This window comes from Anabaena sp. UHCC 0451 (assembly GCF_034931405.1).
GTDB lineage: Bacteria > Cyanobacteriota > Cyanobacteriia > Cyanobacteriales > Nostocaceae > RDYJ01.
The window spans coordinates 19,734-41,835 of sequence record NZ_JAYGHA010000003.1; the positions used below are offsets into that span (position 1 = coordinate 19,734).

Annotated in this window: 25 protein-coding genes; 11 read left to right on the plus strand and 14 right to left on the minus strand. The window is 36.9% G+C overall.

What is annotated here, in order from left to right:
- Positions 1-111: 111 nt before the first annotated feature.
- From atpH to VB694_RS02970, 6 genes are all read right to left on the minus strand, one after another.
- The gene (atpH, locus tag VB694_RS02945; protein ID WP_323358823.1) at positions 112-666 is read right to left on the minus strand and encodes an ATP synthase F1 subunit delta; all 555 of its coding nucleotides are present in this window, start codon (positions 664-666) and stop codon (positions 112-114) included.
- Positions 667-668: 2 nt separating this feature from the next.
- Positions 669-1,226: a F0F1 ATP synthase subunit B gene (locus VB694_RS02950; RefSeq protein WP_323358824.1), complete on the minus strand. Its 558-nt coding sequence runs from the start codon at positions 1,224-1,226 to the stop codon at positions 669-671.
- A gap of 162 nt (positions 1,227-1,388) precedes the next feature.
- A complete protein-coding gene (locus tag VB694_RS02955; RefSeq protein WP_323358825.1) occupies positions 1,389-1,880 on the minus strand; it encodes a F0F1 ATP synthase subunit B' in 492 nt (163 codons plus the stop codon).
- A gap of 138 nt (positions 1,881-2,018) precedes the next feature.
- Complete coding sequence (gene atpE / locus VB694_RS02960) at positions 2,019-2,264, minus strand: ATP synthase F0 subunit C (protein WP_010994186.1); 246 nt, start codon at positions 2,262-2,264, stop codon at positions 2,019-2,021.
- Positions 2,265-2,439: 175 nt separating this feature from the next.
- Positions 2,440-3,195: a F0F1 ATP synthase subunit A gene (gene atpB, locus VB694_RS02965; RefSeq protein WP_323358826.1), complete on the minus strand. Its 756-nt coding sequence runs from the start codon at positions 3,193-3,195 to the stop codon at positions 2,440-2,442.
- 55 nt (positions 3,196-3,250) lie between these two features.
- Positions 3,251-3,712, minus strand: coding sequence for an ATP synthase subunit I (locus tag VB694_RS02970; protein ID WP_323358827.1), 462 nt, complete (start codon positions 3,710-3,712; stop codon positions 3,251-3,253).
- 475 nt (positions 3,713-4,187) lie between these two features.
- On the opposite strand from VB694_RS02970, the gene VB694_RS02975 reads away from it, so the two are divergent.
- A complete protein-coding gene (locus VB694_RS02975; RefSeq protein ID WP_323358828.1) occupies positions 4,188-4,418 on the plus strand; it encodes a type II toxin-antitoxin system Phd/YefM family antitoxin in 231 nt (76 codons plus the stop codon).
- A 2-nt stretch (positions 4,419-4,420) separates the two neighbouring features.
- On the plus strand, positions 4,421-4,771 hold the full coding sequence (locus VB694_RS02980) for a type II toxin-antitoxin system VapC family toxin (protein ID WP_323358829.1): 351 nt from the start codon (positions 4,421-4,423) through the stop codon (positions 4,769-4,771).
- Between the two features lie 306 nt (positions 4,772-5,077).
- Here VB694_RS02980 and VB694_RS02985 read toward each other — a convergent pair whose 3' ends face one another.
- Together VB694_RS02985 and VB694_RS02990 are read right to left on the minus strand one after the other, a co-directional pair.
- Positions 5,078-5,659 carry a hypothetical protein gene (locus VB694_RS02985; RefSeq protein WP_323358830.1) on the minus strand — a complete coding sequence of 194 codons (582 nt, stop codon included), beginning with the start codon at positions 5,657-5,659 and terminating at the stop codon, positions 5,078-5,080.
- A gap of 167 nt (positions 5,660-5,826) precedes the next feature.
- The gene (locus tag VB694_RS02990; protein ID WP_323358831.1) at positions 5,827-7,005 is read right to left on the minus strand and encodes a class I SAM-dependent methyltransferase; all 1,179 of its coding nucleotides are present in this window, start codon (positions 7,003-7,005) and stop codon (positions 5,827-5,829) included.
- A 324-nt stretch (positions 7,006-7,329) separates the two neighbouring features.
- Between VB694_RS02990 and VB694_RS02995 the strand changes: the two genes are divergently transcribed.
- From VB694_RS02995 to VB694_RS03025, 7 genes are all read left to right on the plus strand, one after another.
- Positions 7,330-7,638 (plus strand): type II toxin-antitoxin system HigB family toxin, encoded by a 309-nt coding sequence (locus VB694_RS02995; protein ID WP_323358832.1) that lies wholly within the window; start codon positions 7,330-7,332, stop codon positions 7,636-7,638.
- A gap of 96 nt (positions 7,639-7,734) precedes the next feature.
- The gene (locus VB694_RS03000) at positions 7,735-8,139 is read left to right on the plus strand and encodes a transcriptional regulator (protein ID WP_323358833.1); all 405 of its coding nucleotides are present in this window, start codon (positions 7,735-7,737) and stop codon (positions 8,137-8,139) included.
- Between the two features lie 196 nt (positions 8,140-8,335).
- Positions 8,336-8,992, plus strand: a complete 657-nt coding sequence (locus tag VB694_RS03005) for a vWA domain-containing protein (RefSeq protein WP_323358834.1) — start codon at positions 8,336-8,338, stop codon at positions 8,990-8,992.
- A 164-nt stretch (positions 8,993-9,156) separates the two neighbouring features.
- Positions 9,157-9,933 (plus strand): PP2C family serine/threonine-protein phosphatase, encoded by a 777-nt coding sequence (locus VB694_RS03010; protein WP_323358835.1) that lies wholly within the window; start codon positions 9,157-9,159, stop codon positions 9,931-9,933.
- A gap of 287 nt (positions 9,934-10,220) precedes the next feature.
- Positions 10,221-11,915 carry a helix-hairpin-helix domain-containing protein gene (locus VB694_RS03015; RefSeq protein WP_323358836.1) on the plus strand — a complete coding sequence of 565 codons (1,695 nt, stop codon included), beginning with the start codon at positions 10,221-10,223 and terminating at the stop codon, positions 11,913-11,915.
- Between the two features lie 169 nt (positions 11,916-12,084).
- On the plus strand, positions 12,085-12,366 hold the full coding sequence (locus VB694_RS03020) for a ribonuclease domain-containing protein (RefSeq protein WP_323358837.1): 282 nt from the start codon (positions 12,085-12,087) through the stop codon (positions 12,364-12,366).
- Positions 12,367-12,394: 28 nt separating this feature from the next.
- Complete coding sequence (locus VB694_RS03025) at positions 12,395-12,778, plus strand: barstar family protein (protein ID WP_323358838.1); 384 nt, start codon at positions 12,395-12,397, stop codon at positions 12,776-12,778.
- Positions 12,779-13,402: 624 nt separating this feature from the next.
- Here the strand turns inward: VB694_RS03025 and VB694_RS03030 are convergent.
- The 3 genes from VB694_RS03030 to VB694_RS03040 are packed head-to-tail and all read right to left on the minus strand — an operon-like array spanning position 13,403 to position 15,978.
- Positions 13,403-14,590 carry a TRC40/GET3/ArsA family transport-energizing ATPase gene (locus VB694_RS03030; RefSeq protein ID WP_323358839.1) on the minus strand — a complete coding sequence of 396 codons (1,188 nt, stop codon included), beginning with the start codon at positions 14,588-14,590 and terminating at the stop codon, positions 13,403-13,405.
- Between the two features lie 43 nt (positions 14,591-14,633).
- Positions 14,634-15,023 (minus strand): DUF2358 domain-containing protein, encoded by a 390-nt coding sequence (locus tag VB694_RS03035; protein ID WP_323358840.1) that lies wholly within the window; start codon positions 15,021-15,023, stop codon positions 14,634-14,636.
- 46 nt (positions 15,024-15,069) lie between these two features.
- Positions 15,070-15,978, minus strand: coding sequence for an ABC transporter ATP-binding protein (locus VB694_RS03040; protein ID WP_323358841.1), 909 nt, complete (start codon positions 15,976-15,978; stop codon positions 15,070-15,072).
- Positions 15,979-16,257: 279 nt separating this feature from the next.
- On the opposite strand from VB694_RS03040, the gene VB694_RS03045 reads away from it, so the two are divergent.
- Positions 16,258-17,058, plus strand: coding sequence for a hypothetical protein (locus tag VB694_RS03045; protein ID WP_323358842.1), 801 nt, complete (start codon positions 16,258-16,260; stop codon positions 17,056-17,058).
- Between the two features lie 100 nt (positions 17,059-17,158).
- Here the strand turns inward: VB694_RS03045 and VB694_RS03050 are convergent, their stop codons facing one another.
- Complete coding sequence (locus tag VB694_RS03050) at positions 17,159-17,932, minus strand: ABC transporter permease (RefSeq protein ID WP_323358843.1); 774 nt, start codon at positions 17,930-17,932, stop codon at positions 17,159-17,161.
- 301 nt (positions 17,933-18,233) lie between these two features.
- Between VB694_RS03050 and VB694_RS03055 the strand changes: the two genes are divergently transcribed.
- On the plus strand, positions 18,234-20,180 hold the full coding sequence (locus tag VB694_RS03055; protein ID WP_323358844.1) for an FAD-dependent oxidoreductase: 1,947 nt from the start codon (positions 18,234-18,236) through the stop codon (positions 20,178-20,180).
- 440 nt (positions 20,181-20,620) lie between these two features.
- Here the strand turns inward: VB694_RS03055 and VB694_RS03060 are convergent, their stop codons facing one another.
- Positions 20,621-20,962, minus strand: a complete 342-nt coding sequence (locus VB694_RS03060; protein ID WP_323358845.1) for a multidrug efflux SMR transporter — start codon at positions 20,960-20,962, stop codon at positions 20,621-20,623.
- 288 nt (positions 20,963-21,250) lie between these two features.
- Complete coding sequence (locus tag VB694_RS03065; protein ID WP_323358846.1) at positions 21,251-22,087, minus strand: uroporphyrinogen-III synthase; 837 nt, start codon at positions 22,085-22,087, stop codon at positions 21,251-21,253.
- Positions 22,088-22,102: the final 15 nt, after the last annotated feature.

The following is a 22,102-nucleotide window of genomic DNA, read 5'->3' on the forward strand; positions in this document are numbered from 1 at the left end:
TTGGATTTAATTTTTGGTTTGAATAACTAGACAAAACTTCATTGTTCTAATTACCTTCACCTCAATCTAAAATCTAAAATCTAAAATCTAAAAATACCCATTACCCAACTTTTAGTTACTGTTTAAACTTAAAGAAAGGCGACGTAGTTGACCTCTTAAACTTGCGTCAATTACTTGAGAACCGACTTTGATGATTACACCACCAATCAAATCGGTATCTATCTTAGTTTCTATTTCTACTTCTCTCGCTTTGGTGATAGCCAGTGCCTTTTCTTTTACTGCTTGCAATTGAGCTTCTGTCAAAGGAACCGCAGAAGTAATTTCCGCTAATACAGTTTGATTCAGTTCCCGTAACAAAGCTACATACTGCTGTAAAATTGCTTGCAAGAAGGCAATCCGTCTTCTATCAACCAAAAACAGTAAGAAGTTGCGTAGGTAGGGACTAACACCTTCCCCTAATAATTGTTTGAGGAGATTCTTCTTGTTGTCAGCCTGAATAAAGGGATTGTCCAAAAAGTTTTGGAGTTCCCCAGAGCCTGAAAGCAAGTTAATCAAAGTCCGTGCATCAGTCCCAATCTCTTCTGTTAAGTTGTGTGATTGAGCGATAGATAATAAAGCCTGTGCATAAGGCTGGGCTACTTCAGCTGTTGCTGCATTACTTTTCATGCTTAACCTCCCAATTGAGCGATGCTGCGGTCAATAATAGTTGTTTGAGCATCCTCGGAAATGCCAGCTTGCAGTTGCGCCTCGGCTTTTTGTAATGCTTGAGCTACTACTTTTTGACGGAGTTGAGAAATCGCTCTCTCAAGTTCCGCATTCAAGTCAGCAGTACCCGCAGCTTGCATTTTGGCAATGTCAGCGGCCGATTGGTCTAAGATTGCTTTTTGAGCAGCTTTAGCACTTTCTTCAGCTTCTGCTTTAATTCTTGTCGCTTCAGCTTGAGCTTGTGTCAGCTTTTGTTGCGCCTCTTGCAATTGCTTGGCTGCTTCCGCTGCTCTTTGCTCTGCACTCTTAATTGCTGTTTCAATATTTTCTCGACGAGATTTGAGGGTTGTACCCAACACTTTCCGTCCGAAAACAAACAGCACAGTAATAATAATGGCAAGGTTAATTAGGTTGGTCTCTAAAATATTAGTATTTAGACCAAAACCACTATGTTCTGCTCCCTCTGCCAGTTCACCTCCGACGACGGCTGCTTCCGCCATCAACAGTAAAAAAGTCCCCATGATTTTTAGTCCACAACTGTGCTGCCAAATTCAAAATTCCTTGTCAGTTTCAGAAGGCAAAAGGCAAGGGGCAAAAGGCAATAGTTGACTCTTCTGTGTTGAGATTCACTAATGACCAATGACTAATGACCAGTGACTAATGACTAATGACAATTCTGTGAGTTAGCGTTGGCTTACTAAGTCAGCACCTAACAACTTCTCTAGTATTTGGCGACTGAGAGCATCTACCTGTGCTTCTAATGAAGCCAAAGCTTGTTGTTTTTGCTGCTCAATTTCACCAGATGCTTTTTCTTTTTGTGCCTGAGCTTCTTTTTGCGCGGCGGCAATTTTCTGTGCTGCCGTTTTTTGCGCTTCTGCTTGAGCGGCGGCAATAATGGCTTGAGCTTGTCTTCTTGCGCCAGCTAGTTCTTGCTCATATTGCTGGGCTAATTTTTCAGTCTTTGACAAGCGTTCTTGGGCTTCTAATTGATTATTACGCACGTATTCGTTACGTCCATCAATGGCATTACCCAGGGGCTTATAAAGAGTTGCATTCAGTATCAGGGCTAAAACTAGAAACTGGATTGCCATTAAGGGCAAAGTCGCATCTAAGTCAAACAAGCCCCCTTCCTTGGCAACTTTTTCTACTGCCAATAAGGTGATCCAATGTGTCATGGTTGCTTGTTCCTATCTATTGATTGTAGTTCTGAGTCCTGAGCGATGAGTTATGAGTTATAAGTTAAACTCGCAACTCATAACTCTTGAGATAATTCACTCAACACTCAGCACTCTATACTCTGTACTCTGTACTAATTATGCGAAGGGGTTAGCAAACAACAGTACCAGAGCAACTACTAGACCATAGATGGTTAACGCTTCCATAAACGCCAAACTGAGTAGCAATGTACCGCGAATTTTGCCTTCAGCTTCAGGTTGACGAGCAATACCTTCTACAGCTTGTCCTGCTGCATTACCTTGACCAATACCAGGTCCAATTGCAGCCAAACCAACAGCGAGAGCAGCAGCTAAAACGGAAGCAGCAGAAACTAATGGATCCATGATATTCTTTCCTTACTTTACAGATGTTGTTTGTTGAACTTGTAGATTTGTCAGTTGTCAGTGGAAGAAGGCAAGAGGCAAGAGGCAAGAGGCAAGAGTTTTTAATTAATATTTACTCTGTTCCCTGTTCCCTGTTCCCTGTTCCCTGATTCCTAACTTTTTTCATCTGAGGGGTTTAATGGTGTCCCTCATGCTCTTCGCCATGATGATCTTCCATCGCTTCACCAATGTAGGCTGCTGCGAGGGTGGCAAAAATTAAAGCTTGAATGGCGCTGGTAAATAAGCCCAAGGCCATAACTGGAAGTGGTACGAACAGAGGCACTAGCAAGACTAGCACGCCTACAACCAGTTCATCAGCTAAGATGTTACCGAATAAACGGAAGCTTAGGGAAAGGGGTTTGGTGAAATCTTCAATAATCTTGAATGGCAACATGAAGGAAACTGGTTGCACATAGTTGCCGAAGTACCCTAACCCTTTTTTGCTGAATCCTGCATAGAAATATGCTAACGAAGTCAACAATGCTAAAGCAACAGTTGTATTGATGTCACTGGTGGGTGCTGTTAGTTCACCTTCTGGCAGATGAATTAGCTTAAAAGGAACTAATGCCCCTGACCAATTTGACACGAAAATGAACAAAAACAAAGTGCCAATGAACGGCACCCAGGGGCGATATTCTTTCTCGCCGATCTGGTTTTTTGCCAAATCCCGGATAAATTCTAGGGCAAACTCCATCAGGTTTTGAATGCCACTAGGAATGCGTTTGATGTTGCTGCTTGCCAATACGGAAACAAGTGTCAACACGCCAATTACAAACCAGGAGGTGAGAAACACCTGTCCATGTAGCTTTAAGTTACCTATTTGCCAGTACAGATGCTTCCCTACTTCCAATTCGGCAAGTGGAAGAGAGTAGAAGTTGGGAAAACTCAGCATTTTCTTTCCAAATCAATCGCTTCTCCAATATTACTGGAGAATAGGAGTCTTTCTTTTAAGGTTGCCGGAGCTTTGTGGAGTCAGAAATGAACGCCACTCTAACTACATAAATGATGAGTGTGGCTTTATAGGTCAGAAATCCCAAGAAGATGGGAAGTATATGCAGTTGAGTCAGGCGTGATGCCAGCAAAATCAGCACTACTAATAAGGCTAACCGAGTTTTACTCAGAGCTTGTTTTTCCCTTCCTAACCGCTCAACATCTTTTGCCAACATTCTCAAGTAAAGCACACCTGCACACGCCCCTAATAAATAATTTAGAGCAATGTTTAGTGAGTAAGCAATCCAGACAGAGATAAAAACTATCGCTGTTAAAACAAGTGTGGTTACTAACAACTCCTGATAGAGTTGATAGAAGTCTTGCATGGAAGAGTCCACTGGTTTCGTGTCTTCAAAACCAGGTTTCGCATCTTGTTCTGTTGTTTGAGTGGGCGCAATTGATTCGTCTGACAAGCTCACGGCACTTGAAACCAGTACAGTTTGAATATGATGACTGCACATTCAGTCAGCTGAATCATATCACGATCCGGTAACAATACTTTAGGAAAAAACAATTAACTTTATTTTTGGGGATTGGGGACTGGGGACTGGGAATAAAGTTTTTGACTTTTGATTTAATTTTCCTCCCCTGCTTCCCTGCTTCCCTGCTTCCCTGCTTCCCTGCTTCCCCAGCCTCTTCTACACCCTCTCGCTGGGTGTGGGGATGAGTAATTGCTGTTTTATGAGTTTTCTGACTTCGTTTAAGTCTAGCTCGACTTTGGCTAAAATATTGGCCAATCTGGCATCAATGTTACATTTTCCCATGAACTCTACCCTGGGAGTTCTCCTGACGGAGATTGGTCACTGAATCAAAATGTGCTTCATTTACCTGAAAATAACTGTAGTATATAACAAAAAATAGGAACTAAAATCTTATCCTCTCCCAAAAACAACTATGACACAAATTACTCTTTCAGAACTCCCCCCTATTCTGCAAACTTTAATTAACCAAGCTAAAAAAACAGGTGAACCCCTAACCATAACTGACAATGGTATTCCCTTGGCTATCATTTCTCCTGTTAAGAAAAAATCGTTGTTGGAAACTCTTTCTACCCTTGAACCACTAGACGAAGACTTTGCTGATGTAGATGCTGGATTATTACCCTTAGATGATATAGAAATTTAAAAATGACTTACTCGTATTTATTAGATACAAACATTATTTCTGAATTAATCAAAAATCCTAGAGGTTTAATATTTTCCCAAATTCAACAAATAGGAGAAGATAAAATTTGTACAAGTATTATTGTTGCTTGTGAGTCAAGATTTGGAGCGCGAAAGAAAAATTCCCCCAAACTGATAGAAAAACTAGAGGTAATTTTAGATAGCATAGAAATACTACCCCTGACCTATCCCGTTGAGGAATATTACGCAGAAATCCGTACTTATTTAGAACAACAAGGAACACCTATTGGTAGTAATGATTTATTAATTGCTGCTCATGCTATAACAGGACTTACGCAACTGGCACATTGGTAGGGTGCGTCAGATATCAACAATCTGCTTATTTGCAGGATTTATGCAATCTGACGCACCCTACAACAGATTTTTGGTGTGACACTTGCGTAAGTCCTATATAACTCTAAATCTCACGGTGGTTACAAACAATGTCCGCGAATTTTCCCGTGTGCCTAATTTGCGGGTTGAAAATTGGCTTAACAGCAATTGAAAATACAAAAGGTTACATTGTTTTCAGAACTCTATTTTAATTTTTTAGAGATGTTTTATAATTTGTTCACATTATATAAACTTCTATAAAACGTCTCTAAATTCTTCCGCAACGATTTATAGTTCTACTGGCTTTTTGGCAGCTTTGGCTTTTTTCAGTAGTCTATTACCAAGTGTGTAAGCTCCCAAGATTCCTAAACTTAAATTGGTAGAAAAGCCAAAGGGTACGGGAGTTGCAGCAACTGGAGTTAGGGTTAACAGGGAGAAACCATTACTTATGAAGGTAGTCTCATTTTGGGTACTTCCTCTTGGAGTTCCACCTAGTATAGCAAATGTGACACGGTCAGGTAAACTGAAAAAGTTGCTACCATTTGTGGAGGCACCACTACTTCTGTAAAACTGAGTTGGATTAGTACCATTCCACAAAAAGCCCTGTGTTGGCTGAGTTTCGGTCAAAGTTGCCCCCACCAGTGAAGGCGCAAATGCAGAAGTGGTGACAGCAACTGTAGCGGGGTTAATGACAAAGTTAAAAGAGCCTGAAGTATTGGCAAAAGTACCATTTGTGTCAAATGTACCAGCTTCAGCACCACCATTAAAAGACCAGTTCCATGTTAGTGCTTGTGCTGGTTTGGTTTCGGCTAAACCCACAGTTAAAGCTATGCCAGCAGTTGCTATTCCTAGTTTTGTAATTAATTTCACGATGCTTCTTTGTAAAAAAAACTACACGGTTATTATAACCGGAAACTAGCTTACGTAGCTAAGAAGAAAGTATTTTTCGAGAAAAATCTTCATATTATTGTGAATTTCAGGTAAAAAATGAGGTTTTGGCTGTTAAGTCCATAGCAATTTCAATTACGCTATTCTACTTAACCAAGTGTCAGTAAAATCATTTGTTGTTTCATCAGATTTCTAACTCCATCTAACTCAAACTGCACTGTGGTTAAAATCTCTGCTACGGTAGATTTACCATCACAGCTTTGCATAAATTCAAATTCGGCTGTTGATAAATTAACAATTTGGTAATCATAGTTAAATAAACATTGACTAGGAAACCCATCTATGCAGGGGTTAAGTTCGGGAACTGCGGCTAATAAAGTGTTATCTGCTGACCAGTCGTGTTTGGTTAATGGGGGACGACTGAGGAAAAATTCATAATGTGTTACTTCTGGATTCAGTAATTCTATCAGGCGATAACGTTGACGTTCTGTTAATTCTTCTGCCCTTTCTATTAACTCTGGTGCTTTACCCAATAAGGTTTCTAAATCCCAAAACCCAGGATTGGAAAAACCTACAAAGTCTAATTCTGAAGCGTCTATTAATTCAAACAGTGTATCAATATTATAGTCTGTTTCCTGGGGATGTACATACATATCCGCAAAACATTCATCCCTCTGGTTTTCTAATGCCCATCTTTCTTTTTCTCTCTTGACAAGACGGTTATTTTCTGGTAGAGAAGCAAATATTTTTCTACCAACTTGGACACCATCCCGATAGTCACCGCGTTGATCACCTTGGAGAAGTGCGATCGCTTTTTGCATTAGTTGTATTTCCCATCTTCCCAATTCTCCATAGACAAATATGTGCATTAATCCACCTGGAGCGAGTTTTTTCGCTAAGGCTTGAATACCACGAATGGGATCTGGTAGATGGTGAAGCACACCAACGCAGTTAATTAAATCAAATTGTCCTGGTATTTGTTCCACATCGTAAATACTCAGGTGATGAAATTCTACACGGTCAGCACCAGAACTTTGACAGCGTTTTTTTGCAACTTCTAATGTACCAGCACTTAAATCTATTCCTACTACCTGCGCGTGGGGGTTGAGATGTACTAAATATTCTGTACCGACTCCTGAACCACAACCAGCGTCTAAGATGCGGATATCTTGCTTTTGTGGTTTTCTACCTGTGCAGAAGTTGTAAGCGGCTAACCAATTCCATCGCCAATTATATCCTGGTGGTGGTTCGTCGAGGATAGGTTCGGGGGGGAATGGATAGGTGTCGTAGAGTTTTGCAACAGCAGCACTTACTTGGGAGTCGGACATATTTGGGATTAACGCAGCATTTCTGAGTTTAGCGGATCGGAGGATTTTGGGGAAGGCGATTCAATTTTGGTGCAGGATGATTTTTTGGTTGCAAGCTACTTCGCAATTTGCTAAGATATTTGCAGTTCTGCTTTACAAATTAGTAAATTAAGGACTTTTTAGCAATTTAGAGTTGTTGAAATTTGAGCGAGTTTTCCTTAGTTCAAACCTAACAAGCCAAAGAAACCTAACAAGTCAAAGAAACCTAACAAGCTAAAGAAACCTAACAAGCCAAAGAAACTTAAGGAGAAAAATCATGTACACCGTTAAAATTTGGGAATTATTATGCGAATCATCAAAAAAAGTAGAATTAAGGAGTATTGGGAAAAATATCCTGATGCAGAAGCCAGCTTGATAACTTGGACTAAGTTCATAGAAACTCAAACTTGGAATAGTCCTACTGAATTAAGTGCTAGTTCACTTTTTAGACCTGATCCTGTTAAAAATTTAGTTGTTTTCAATATTGGCGGTAATAAATACCGTTTAATAACTTATATTGACTACACGAATCAAATTATATTTATACGTGATTTTCTTACCCATGCAGAATATGACAAAAATAAATGGAAAAATGATTCTTGGTTTAATAGCTAATATTAAACGAAAAAGTTAGTATTTAATGAAAGCTAAGGTTGGTTTATTTTCAATCTTAGTTTCTAATGAAAATAACCTATATTATGGTAATTAGATATGCTACAAAATGCGCCTAACTACACCGAATTACTTAAATCTTTCCCCCCACGCACGATAAAAACTGAGGAAGAATTCGCAAAAACTCAAGCAGTGGTGGATGCTTTAATTGATAAGGGAGATTTAACCGAAGACGAGCAAGATTATTTAAGCTTGCTTGGTATGTTGATTTATGATTATGAACAAAAACAAGATATTATCCCAGATATTTGGGGTGTAGATGTTTTAAAGGTTTTAATGACAGAAATGAATTTAAAACAAAAGGATTTAATTTGTATTTTTAAGACTGAATCTATTGTATCTGATGTTCTCAACAAGAAACGTAAGTTAACAGTTGAGCATATTCAAAAGTTAGCAGAATTTTTCAAAATTTCTCCTGCGGTTTTTCTGCCCAAAAATTCATAAATCTCTGATTTTCTACTCTTTATTTAACTGTAAACTGGTATTTATTATCCGGGTTACGGTAGGTGCTGCATTATTCAAGTTTAGGTAGTGATGGGTATTGATTCCGTAAAAATACCCGTGTTAGGTTAGGTGTTAACGAGTATAATCTAAACTATAATATTTAGCATCTAGTTTTGATTAACCAGGAGTATCAAAAATGCCAGTAGGTTTACCTGAATTTGTGGAAAACCCGGAAAATCGTTGTCCGGTAATTCTTTTGTTGGATACTTCTGGTTCAATGTCAGGACAACCTATACAAGAGTTAAATAGAGGTTTAGCAGCTTTCAAAGAAGATGTGATGAAAGATGCTCAAGCCTCTTTAAGTGTAGAAGTTGCTATTGTCACCTTTGGACCTGTGCGACTGACGCAAGATTTTGTCACCATTGATAATTTTACAGCACCCAAGCTAGAAACAGAGGGTGTGACACCAATGGGTGAAGCTATAGAATACGCTTTAGATTTATTGGAACAACGCAAACAGTCTTATAAGGATAACGGTGTTCTCTATTATCGTCCTTGGGTATTTTTAATTACCGATGGTGCGCCTACAGATGCTTGGGAGGGTGCAGCGCAAAGGGTGAGGGAAGAAGAAGCACAGCGTCGAATGTTGTTTTTTACTGTTGGTGTTCAAGGTGCAGATATGAACAAACTCAGACAAATTGCCCCTCCAGAACGTCCTCCAGTGACGCTGAATGGTTTAGATTTTCGCGCTTTATTTGTTTGGCTTTCCACTTCCATGAAACGGGTTTCTAGTGGCAAAGTAGGGGAAGCTGTAGCATTACCACCGGTGGGATGGGGTCAAATTACTACTTAGAGGGTGTATGAGCTAGAAGAACCTCTCCCTAACCCTCTCCTACGAGGAGAGGGAACATGAAAAAATGAGTTTTCATAAAGGGAGTTTTAAAGCTTCTCCCCTTGTAGGGGAGAGGTTTGGAGAGGGGTTATAAAGTCTAATAAAATATACAGGATTTATTTATTGTGGGTTGGAAAGCTATAGCGCGTTCTGCTGTGGGAACGAGTCATCAAGAGCAAAAAATACCTTGTCAAGACTGCGGACTTTATCGCATTTTTAATGATGTGATTGTGGGCGCAGTTGCTGATGGTGCTGGGAGTGCTAAATATTCTCATTTTGGTTCTGAATTGGCGGTAAAAACTGTAATTAAATGCTTTGCTGAGATTAATGAACTTCCTGATAAACAAGGTTTTTCTCAACCACTTTCGGAAATGGAAGCTAAGGAAGTTTTTACTAAGTTTGTCAAGGATGTTATTACGGTATTAAACAAAAAAGCAGATAATAATGATTATTCTGTTCATGATTTAGCTTGTACTCTGTTAGTTTTTATAGCGACTCCTGAATGGGTTGCAGCGATGCAAATTGGGGATGGATTTATGGTGGTGCGTTCCCAAGATGCAGAATATAAATTATTGTTTGAACCAGATAAGGGAGAATTTTTCAACGAAACAACTTTTGTCACTTCAGCTAATGCGCTGGAGGAAATGCAGGTACAGGTAATTTCAGGAAAGCAAGAGTTTATTTGTGTTTCTACTGATGGATTAGAAAAAGTTGCAATTCGCTTGAGTGATTGGAAACCTCATGCGCCATTCTTTAAGCCTTTGGAGGAATATTTGCGAGAAACTGCTAAACCAGAAGATGATGAAAAATATGTAATTGATTTTCTCAATTCTGAAAGGTTAAATTCTCGGACTGATGATGATAAAACTTTGCTTTTGTGTCTTTTTGGAAAGGAGATTTAGTAGAGAAGAACCTCTCCCTAGCCCTCTCCTAAGAGGAGAGGGGACATGAAAAAATGAGTTTTTGTACAGGGAGTTTTGAAGCTTCTCCCCTTGCAGGGGGATTTTATAAGAACCTCTCCCTAGCCCTCTCCTAAGAGGAGAGGGGACATGAAAAAATGAGTTTTTGTACAGGGAATTTTAAAGCCTCTCCCCTTGCAGGGGAGAGGTTTGGAGAGGGGTCAAAAATTGACTTTGCAACTTTTCAAATACCATTTGATATTTATTTCAACCCATCTAATTAAAATTATATGACAGTTCTTACCTGTGCCATTACGGGAAAATCAATTACTCTATTGGGTGAAGAGATTGCTAATAGTGGTGAAGCGAAAGTTTGGCGAACTAATCAAAATGGTTATTTAGCGAAAATTTACCATTCTCCAACACCTGAACGGGTGCAGAAGTTAGCGGTAATGATAGCACATCCACCCACAGAACCAAATTCCCATCTTCATCATGTTTCTTTTGCTTGGCCTAAGTCGGTGTTGAAAAATGATCAGGGTGATTTTGTGGGCTTTTTGATGCCAGAAATTAGGGGTGGAAAAGAACTTATTGATGTTTATAATCCCCAGCGTCGAAAGCAGTTAAAACTTGAGATTGATTGGCGGTTTCTGCACACAACGGCGCTAAATATTGTTTCAATTATTGAAGCACTGCACACTGCTGGTTATGTTTTGGGAGATATTAAACCACAAAATATTTTAGTTAATAATCGGGCTTTACCTTCAATTATTGATACAGATTCTTTTCAGGTGATAAATCCGAAAAATGGTAAGGTTTATTATTGTTTAGTTGGTTCTGAGGGATATACACCACCGGAACTGATTGGCAAAGATTTTGATAGTATTGAGCAAACGGAAGTACATGATAGATTCCGGTTAGGAGTAATTATCTATCAATTATTATTTGGTGGTAATAATCCTTTTCAGGGAAAGTGGACAGGTGCGGGGGAAACTCCAGATATAAATGAACTTATTTGTCAGGGTTTATGGGTTAATGGGTCAACTAATTTAATTGCAGCAGTAGCAAGAACAATTCCCCTGGAGATTGTTCATCCAGAGGTTCAGCAATGTTTTCTGAAATGCTTTAATGATGGGCATAAAAATCCTAATTTCCGCCCTACGGCTAGGAAGTGGTTGGAGGCGTTAAAGGTAGGGAATGATAGGCTAACTATATGTGGCAGGGTAGATAATCATTACTATAGCCGAACTTATGGTAAATGCTATTGGTGCGATCGCTCTACAAATCTTGGTGTTGATATTTTTCCTAAAAAAGCAGCTTCCACTCCAAAACCAATTACCAACTACTCTCTACAGAATCTCAAAAGCCAAACACTTACTATTGGCGGTAATAACACTATCCAGTCAATTCCTAACTCCTCTTCACAGAATCTCACTAAGGCACATAAAAGATCATGGTGGTTTGGTCTTATTCTTAGTTATTGTGTAATACTAACGATGCCGACTACACTATACCTTATTCAGCTAGGTCAAGAATTGACTCAATCTGAATTGAAACATATACCTAACACTAATATTAATACTAACGATGCCGAAGCCCAATTCAAGCGTGGAGTTGCCCGTTCTAAATTTCCAATTACTGATGAAAGTAATGGTGTAACTTTTAGTGTAGAATCTGTTAGCTACTCTGGTGGTGATTTACTAATCAGAGTGAATATGCAGAATAAAGGTAATAATTCTGTACGATTCTTGTATAGTCTTTTAGATATTACGGACAATAAAGGACGAACACTTCCCTTCCTCACAGAGCATTTACCAGCAGAATTACCTCCCAATAGCCGAGAGTTTTCAGGTACGGTGAGTATCCCCACAGCTTTACTGGATGATGTGAATAAGATATCTCTGTCTCTAACGGACTATCCTGAGCAAAAAGTGAAGCTAGAGGTAGTAGATATTCCTATCGGTCCGATTCGTGCCGTATGGTAAAACCACTAGGATTTGGCCGCTACGCTAAAGTAGAAAATGTATCTAATTTAACGAAATATTCCTTATAGTCATCAATTGTACTAACATTACAAAAATAACATCCCAGAAAAAGCTGTTGTACTTCTATACATTTAGCTAAGGGTAGATAAAATCAAAAAAAGTATTTATAATGAGTGGAATACCACAAATTGACGTTACTCAATTACCTCCCGAAGTTCAAACCACTATCAATCTTATTTCCATAGGCGGTCAGTACCCTCATAGCAAAGATGGCATTGTGTTCAAAAACTTTGAAGGATTATTGCCACCACAACCGCGAGGATATTATAAAGAATACACAGTACCAACTCCCGGAGCAATAGACAGAGGTAGTCGTCGCCTCATTACTGGGCAAAATGGCGAAATTTACTATACTGCTGATCATTACATTACCTTTCAAGAAGTCATTTAGTCATCATAATTCAGGAGAAATAAAATATATGAGTGCATTTCTCAATGTTTTACCAATAGACATTAAACAAAACATCCGTGAAGCAGTGGAACAAATAGCTGCACAACCAGGAACAAAAGTTTTTTATCTTGATGGTAAAAAAATCAATAACAAACAAACATTTTTAACTCAAGCTGCTGAAGCAATGGAATTTCCTACATACTTCGGCGCTAACTGGGATGCTTTTGATGAATGTATCACCGATTTAACATGGTGTCCGGCTCAAAGATATGTCATATTATATGATCATGCTGATATCTTTGCTCAAGCAGAACCGACACAGTACCAAATAGCAATGGATATTTTAAATTCAGCTAAAGAATACTGGGAAGCTAATCATATTCCTCTCAAGTTTTTAGTTATTAACAAATAGGTAAAGTTACATTTTCACTATTTGGAGATTTTTTGTTGTGGTTGTCAGAATCAGGATTTCCAGGATTTTAGGATGTACAGGATTGTTATTTGTATATTTTCTGTGAATATTTAATGATTATAAATTATGATTTAGAGAAAAATATATTTTCTATCATTCACAACAACCTATATTTCCTAAAAAACATCCTGTTAATCCTCTAATCCTGGACATCCTGATTCTGACAAAAAAACATCCTGAAAATCCTTTAATCCTGGATATCCTGATTCTGACAAAAAAATCACAAATAACACTCATAATCTAATCTTTATAAATAAATAATAAATAAGAAATATTCTACTTAAATAGATACAACCTATTTTTTTCATCCTGTGAATGCTTTAATAATTGTACCAACCCAGCCGAAAAAATTAAATTTGCCACAACCATAGACTTACACAAATAGTTAGTAGTAGCTGTTAAATTTACCCATTGAGGATGACTAGTTCAGATCCCCGATTTACAGTAGCAGTAAGCATTCAAACCCGATTAATGCAAGGCTTTGTGATGAAAATTGCTACCGCCTGTACCTGCAATATACTATATCTAAAAAATCGGGGATCTTTGTTATTAGTCACCTGTGATTTAAGCCTTCACAACCTCAGCAAAGCGGATTTTCAAATAATCATCTTCCATCTTTGCACCTGATGGTTGCAGTGCGGCTAAAGCTTGGGGTAAAACCAAATTACGGCGATGATTACCAATAGTAATGTTTAATTCGTCGCCACTTTTACTGAGTTGAACTTGATTTTTGGGAATGCCCGGTAAATAAAGTTCTAAGCTGTATTGGTTGTTTTCTTGGACAACTCTAATTGTTGTTTCTTTGTAATAAATCTGAGTTGGATCTTCATTTGGGTAAAGAGTTTCTTTGAGTCTCTCTAATGCTGCTAAACCACACATTTCTTCAGAATAAAGAGGTACTTCTTTCACAGGTAGAGGGTGAAAGTTTTCATGAATTTCTTGGCGATATTGTTCTTGATTTTCTTTCCAACTTTGGAAAAATGGATCTTCAACTTCTTTGGGAATAATGCGATTAGCGATAATCAAATCTGTCGCTACATTATACAAACTCAAATAAGCATGAGCGCGAAGAGATTCTTTAATCACCATTTTTTCTGGGTTGGTGACAAGACGGACTGAAGTTTGAGTATTATCAGTTAATACTTTTTCCAGTGCTTCTATTTGTTCATAAAACTCATAGGGCGCATCCATTACTTCTTTGTTTGGTAGAGAAAAACCAGCAATTGGCCTAAAAATAGGTTCTACCAGAGGTCTAAGTGCTACGGATATGTTTTGGAAAGGTTTGTAAAAACGCCGCATATACCAGCCACCAACTTCTGGTAAGCTTAACAGACGTAGTGCAGTACCAGTGGGGGCGGAATCAATAATCAAAACGTCAAATTCCCCTTCATCATAATGACGTTTCATTCTTACCAAGCCGAAAATCTCATCCATTCCTGGTAAAATAGCTAATTCTTCCGCTTGGATGCCGTCTAAACCCCGTGCTTGCAAAACTTGGGTAATATAACGCTTTACAGCACCCCAGTTACCTTCTAATTCTTGCAGCGCATCGAGTTCTGCACCCCACAAATTTGGGCGCACTTGTCGAGCATCGTGTCCTAATTCTAGATCAAAACTGTCTGCTAGAGAGTGAGCAGGGTCTGTACTTAAAACTAGTGTCCGGTAGCCGAGTTCTGCACAACGGAGTCCAGTGGCTGCGGCGACGGAGGTTTTACCCACGCCACCCTTACCTGTCATTAAAATTACTCGCATGGATAATTTGGCTCTGCCTGAATTTTGTTTACATTTATTTACATTATCCTTTGTTTGCGGAAAATAGGTGTTGCTTCAATACATCTAATCGGGAACAATGCCAATGATCTATGTGGGAAATGATTAAATTTTCAGTATTAAGACGTAGTTCACTCCAACCAGAAATAGATACCCGTGGTTTCCAAGGAAGGGGAGAGTTCCAGCTAAGTGTCCACTCGCTTTTAATAATGTCTTCTTGACGTTGAATATTATGTAAATCCATTTTTAGATTGAGGAAGAAAGTCTGGATAAATTTAATCATCCATTTATAAAGTCCCAAACCCCGAAATTTAAATACAGCATCTTGAAAATAAACATCTGGTGCATAAATGCTGTAAGTTTGATTGACTGGAAATCTCGCGTAATCTGCTTTTAGGGTTTCTAAAATATTCATTGGTAATTGGTAATGGTAATTGGTAATTGTGTTTTAATTCTAAATTCTAAATTCTAAATTCTTCATGCTTTTGCGTTATTTCTACATAAATATGCTCTAAGCGGACAGGTTGACGAGAAATAGAATCAATGGGTATACCATCAAATCTGACAAGTAGCTCTTTTAATTCTAACGGTTCTGGTAGTAAAAAAGCTAAATCGCTACCATAACGCCGGGTTGTGAAACCATATTCTTGAGCTAGGGATATAGCTTTTTCTTCTTCTGTAGTTTGTAACATGACAATTTCTTGTCCGGGAATTAAAGTTTTTAACTCGGATAAACTTCCTTCAGCTAAAATTTTACCATTTTTCAAAATCCCAATTCTGTTACAAAGTCTTTCCGCTTCATCTAATAAATGGGTTGTTAATAAAATTGTCATTCCTTGATTTTTTAGTTGGCGAATCAATTCCCAAATTTCATATCTGGCTTCAATATCTAATCCTGTAGTTGGTTCATCAAGAATTACTAACTGAGGCTGATGTACCAAAGCAACAGCAATATTTAACCGTCTTTGCATTCCACCGCTGAGAGTTTCCACAGGACTTTTTGCTCTATCTAATAAGTTAACAGCTTTGAGAGTTGCTTCAATTTGTTGCTTTTGTGTTTCTCGATCTAAACCGTAAATGTCAGCGAAAAAATTGAGATTTTCTGCACAAGAAAGGGTTTTATATAAAAGATTTTCTTGAGGAGCAATACCAATAAGTTTTTTGGTTGCTTCCGAAATAGGTTGATGATTGATGGTAATATAACCACTATCAGCATTGAGAAGGTTACAAATAATATTGATTGTTGTTGTTTTTCCGGCTCCGTTTGCACCTAATAAACCATAAACTTCTCCTGGTTGAATACTTAATGTTAAATTTTGGAGGACTTTTCGGCTTTTGTAAGACTTGTTTAAATTTTTAATTCTCAGCATATTGATAATTCAGATATTTTGTATTTTGACAACTTCAGCTTGACCGTCTGACAGAAGGGGTTGAAAACTAGAGACAAGGAGCTTTGAAAGAATTTACTTGCCAAATAACATTTTTTGCGCTATTACTAAGAGTAATTACGCATTTGACTGAGTTTTCTAATGAATTCAAGGCATTTGTGATAGCCTCCAGCACTGCGCTTCGTGCAATCGCTGAAGTTTGAGATTTTTAATAATTATCAACCCTAACTCACCCTAATCTTAGCTAAAGATCAGAAGAATATGAAAGAAAATCAGGTCTTAAATATTGAGCAAGATTTTGCCCTTGTTTTAACAGCCAGTATTGATATCAAGGGAATGCCCAAAGCCTATCCTACTGTAGCAGAACAGCGACAAGAAGATTATTATAATAGTGTCAAATACTATATCAATAATCAGCCGCGAATCCAGAAAATTATTTTTATTGAAAATTCAGGATGGCCTCTTGATAGAGTCAAAGAAGCTGTTGCTGATAATCCTTATGATAAAACCATTGAATTTATTTCCTTAGATTGTAATGATTTTCCCAGAGAATTTGGTAAAGGATACGGTGAGAGCTTATTAATAGAAAAAGGATTATTCAAATCTAATTTAATTAATACAGTCAACCATTTCGCTAAAATTACAGGTCGAATTTATTTAAAAAATATGACCCAGGTATTGGAATCAACAAAAGAAAATTATGATTGTTTATGTGATTATAAAGATCAAGGGTGGAGAATTAAAAAAATCTTGGGTAAAAAGGATGTAAGTCCCTATTGCGATACTCGTTTTTTAGTTTTTAGCCAGAATTTTTATGAGCATACTATTAAACCTCTCCATCAAAAACATGAAAAGGGTTGTTTTTATTTAGAAACTCGTTTTTATCAAGCTATTAAAACTGTAGAAGGACAACATAAAGTTATTTATCGTTTTGCTATTGAGCCTGATTTTCAAGGAATTGCTGGTCATTTTGGTGGTAAAAACTATAGCAGTAAAAAGGAGAGAGCGAAGTTTATGATTCGTTCATTAACTCGAAAATTAATACCGATGTTACATCTTTAAAACCTCAAATTATTTCAAATTTGATGTCAGCCTTCAGATAACAAAGAAGAAGAAAATAACCTGAAAAGGATTCGGGGATATCGCTATTAGATAACTAGATTTAAAGCCTTTTTTCCACCATCAACATCCGTTGATAAGATAACCATCCACAGACTAACATTATCATTGCAAACCAAAATAAAAACCAAAAATGTAAGATGATATCATTAAATTTATCACCATTAGCCCACACACCTAAAAGAGCTTCATTCATGTGATAAATAGGATTATATTTAGCAATCTCTAAAAGAGTTTTAGGAAATAATGAAGTTGGTAAAAAAGCCCCACCTAAAATTAATAATGGTACTCCGAAAGCCGCTACTAAAGCATTAACATCTTCAATGCGTCGAGCTAATTGTGTACCTAAAATAAATCCTAAACCAACATAAGCAATAATGCTGAATATAATAATGATTATTCCTAATAAAATCGAACCTTTAAAAGTAGCACCCCAAAAAGCAGCAATAGCATAAACTAAAAGCGTTTGTCCAATACCAATACAACTATGAGCGAGAAAAATTCCCAAAAAATAAGATGTGCCGCTTAAAGGAGAAATAAACAAGCGTTTCAAGGTTTGCTGTTCTCGTTCTGCAACTACAGTAGCGACACTTCCACCTAAACAGCTAAAAAACAGTGCTGCACCTACCAAAGTCGAAGGTGCAGCATTTTCAAAAGCCACAGCCATTGTGAGTTTTGCCCTTTCCGCTAAAATAAATCCGTTGAGAATTAAGATGGAAATTGGGAAAATGCTCCAAAAAATTAGGCTGCGTCTGCGTCGTAAGAGTTCAATTAAGATGCGCTGAGTTACAGCTATAGTTTCACGATAATATTTCATCCTGATTAGTGTATTTACAAATTTACCTAAAATTTATACTATACTAAGTGTACACTGTTATCTGTGCAGAGTAGTAAATTAATAAATAATATATTACACTATCAAAGAATCTTGTAATTCGTAAGTATTCAGCTATAGGAAATGTTGATACCCAGATCCCCGACTTCTGCGATCAATTCACAATTTATCGACACGATCATAAAAGAAGTCGGGGATTTTATCACTTTATTCCTGAATGCTTACTGTAATTCACGCTTTTCGACATCGTGAAAATTGAATTGAGAATTTAATTGCGTAAATCATGAGCCAACCATTTAGTATACCAGAATCATCTACCATTTCTCGTCGTACATTGCTGAAGTTATTCGGTGTGGGTACGATAGTTGGAGCAACAGGATACTCCCGTTTTAGTAAACCCAAACCATCAGTTTTTCAACCAGATAATCTTGATTTACCCAAGATATTAAATTCTAACAAAACCGTCGCAGTAATTGGTGGTGGTTTAGCAGGTTTAGCTTGTGCATATCAATTAGTTCAGCGGGGATTTACAGTTAAACTTCTAGAAAAATCTCCCCAAATTGGGGGTAAAATTGCCAGTTGGCCAATAGAAGCTGCTGGTGAAAATTTTATGATGGAGCATGGATTTCATGGCTTTTTTCCTCAGTATTATAACTTAAATAGTGTGGTTTCTGAATTGGGAATTAAAGATAATTTTCAATCCTTAAATTATTATTCTGTCGTTTACCACAATTCTCAATATCAACCGGAGGTATTTCGTCCTAGTAGTTCTGCTTTTCCGTGGAATATTATTGATTTAGCTGTTGCTTCTCCCAATCGCTTACAATGGGGTATCAATCTCACTAAAATCAAGCATCTACAAGTTTTTCAAGCTATTACAGGTTTTCAGAGAGAAAAGAACTATCGCCGTTTTGATAATATCTCTGTTGCTGATTGGGTTGCTTCAGAATTTCCCCAAGGTTTATATGATTTGTATTTTTTACCTTTTGCTAAATCTAGCTTAAATGCACCAGATTTAATGAGTGTGGGAGAACTAATGCAGTTCTTCCATTTTTACTTTTTTGGTAATCCTGAAGGATTAGCTTTTAATGGCACAAAAGACGATATGGGAACAAGTTTAGTCCAACCTATCGCTCAAGCAATTCAGCAGCAAGGTGAAATTATCACAGATGTAAATGTGAGTGAAATTGTTACTAATGATGGAAAGATATCAGGAATTAAATATTTTGTAGGTAACAATCATCATTCTGTTCCTTTTTGGGTAAAACGTAACTCAGTTACTAATGATAAAAAAATAGAATATTTTGGTGCGGCTGATGAAGTTTATGCTGTTAACAATGGCAGTCAAGAAGCTATTTCTCTGACTTGCACTCATCAAGGTTGTACTGTACAAATAGCCGCAGATGGACAATTTCATTGTCCTTGTCATGGTGCAGTATTTACATCTGATGGTAAAGTTGTTAAAGGACCAGCACAAAGAGATTTATCGAAATTTAAAGTTGTAGAAAAACAGGATGATAATTTGCAACTTTTAGCAGTTAATCAAGAGTCATCATCTCCAGAAATCATTAATGCCGATTATTATGTTTTAGCGACTGATGTACCGGGAGTGCAACAGTTATTTAAACGTATGACTGGGGATGTAGATAAAAACGTGAAACAAGTGCGATCGCAAATTGAAAACCTCAGTATTGCTGATCCTTTTGCTGTTTGTCGTTTTTGGTTTGATCAAGATTTTGAATGGGAACATAGTAATTTTACATCTTTATCTGGTTATAAACTAACTGACAGCATTACCCTTTATCATCGCATTCAAACACAATTTATTGATTGGTCGCAACGCACTGGTGGTAGTGTAGTAGAATTACACGCCTATTGTTACAAAGAAAAACAATTTCCCAATCAAGAAGCTTTGTTAACAACATTTGCACAAGAACTATATGAAATAGTTCCTGAATTAAAACAAGCAAAATTACTACATCGGGAATTAGTCAATCAACATAACTTTTCTGGATATCCACCCAATAGTTATGCAGAACGTCCAGAAACTCATACAACTTTGACTAACTTATTTTTTGCTGGTGATTGGGTAAAAATGCCTTTTCCCTGCGGTTTAATGGAACGGGCTGTGAGTAGTGGTTTGTTGGCTGCTAATGAAATTTTACACCGTGAAGGTTTGCAGCGACGACCACTTTTAACAGTTAATCCAGAAGGATTATTACAAATTTAATTGATCACTTCCTCAATTATTGAGGAAGTATAGGACTCATATTTGAATTTTGAAAAAATCTAAGTATTTGTAGGGTGCGTCAGATATAACAAATCTGTTTATTGATAGAATTTATGCAGTCTGACGCACCCTACGTAGGGCTTACTGAAAAAGTTGTCTGTGAGGGTAGGGAACAGGGAACAGGGAACAGGGAACAGTTTCAGCCATCTGGATATACTTAATTTCCTATATCCGACAAGGAAAAATGCAACTGTTTTGAGACTCAATTTGCCAAACCCTTGCACTTTTTTGTTCTAAAAATTCGCAAAACCCTTATTAATAAACGGTTTTAGTTTTATTCAGCAAACCCTACGTATCATTTCATAAATCAAATATTATCCCTATACAATAAACTAGAATTGAGAATTAATAGACAATGATACATTGTAGAAAAATGAACATTAATTATTATTATTCTGCAAATAATCACCTAAATTTAACCCTATAACCCCGATAATAATCAAAAATATAGATATAAATTTTATGAGTGAAAAAGATTCACGAAACCAAAAAATACCAATACTAGTAATTATGATAGTACCCAAACCAGACCAAACAGCATAAACCATACTAACTTCAAGTTTTCTGAGAGAAAGTGTCAAAAAAGTTAAACAAAATCCATAAAATACAAAGATTAAAATTGAAGGAACTATTTTAGTAAATTCTTCAGAAAGTTTCATGCAAATTGTACCAAAAACTTCAAAAAGAATTGCCATAATCAAGTAAAGCCAACTTATTAACATACAATTAAACATTAGAGTTATTCAATTATCTCTAGAAACTCCGAAAATTTCTATAAGTACAGGACTTACGCAACTGGCACATTGGTAGGGTGCGTCAGACTGCATAAATCCTGCAAATAAATAGATTGTTGATATCTGACGCACCCTACAACAGATTTTTGGTGTGACACTTGCGTAAGTCCTAAAGTAAAAACTCTGATATTTTTATACCCAAAATAATCCCATTCCTGACTTATTTTTTAAACGGCAAATAAATTATGAATTGATACAAAAAGCTGAGGATAGATACTACTTAAAAAAATCTGCCATTGCTGCGGTAAAACCAGCAAATGAACTATAATCTTTTGATATAATAGAAACATTGACACCTAAACTTTCAGCATTTGTAGCTGTATATGGTCCAAAACAAGCAATTATTGAATGTTCATAGTCGCTTTTTGAATCAAACATGATCAAAAAACTTTCTATTTCTGCGGTGCTACTAAAAGCTATAATATCTACCATTCCTTGGCGAATTAAGTTTAATTCAACTTCATAAATATTTTTATCTATATTTTGTGTAATATAAGTTGATAAGCGAGTAACTTGTATACCCAATTTATTTAAATCATTAATCAAGTTTGGGATAACATTTGGTTCAGGTAAACCCACAACTTCAGGTGCAGGTACTAGCATCGTTTGTCCCTGAATATTAGATATTTTAGATAACTCAGCTATAATTCCCGCTGGACTAGGTTCTTGCGGTATTAAATCAACTCTACCACAAATAGATAATAAACTTTCTGAGTCTTTACCTAAAGCACATAATTTACTGTTCTCTAATGTAGAAATAGGAATATTTAAATCATGTAGACGCTGAAAAAAAGCAATAATTCCATTTCTACTAGTAAATATAATCCAGTTAAATTTATCGACGTTATGCAAAGTAATATCTAAATTAGTGAAATCTGATAAACGGGAAGTTTCGATGGTGGGCATAAAAACAGGAAGACCACCTTTCTTGATAATTTCTTCAGACAATCTATAGGCATAATTTCTAGGGGCTGTAACTAAAATTCTTTTACCATAAAGTGGTAATTCACTGGATGGGATAAGTAATTGAATTTCACTAAAATTAGTTAGCATTTGTTATTTAATTAT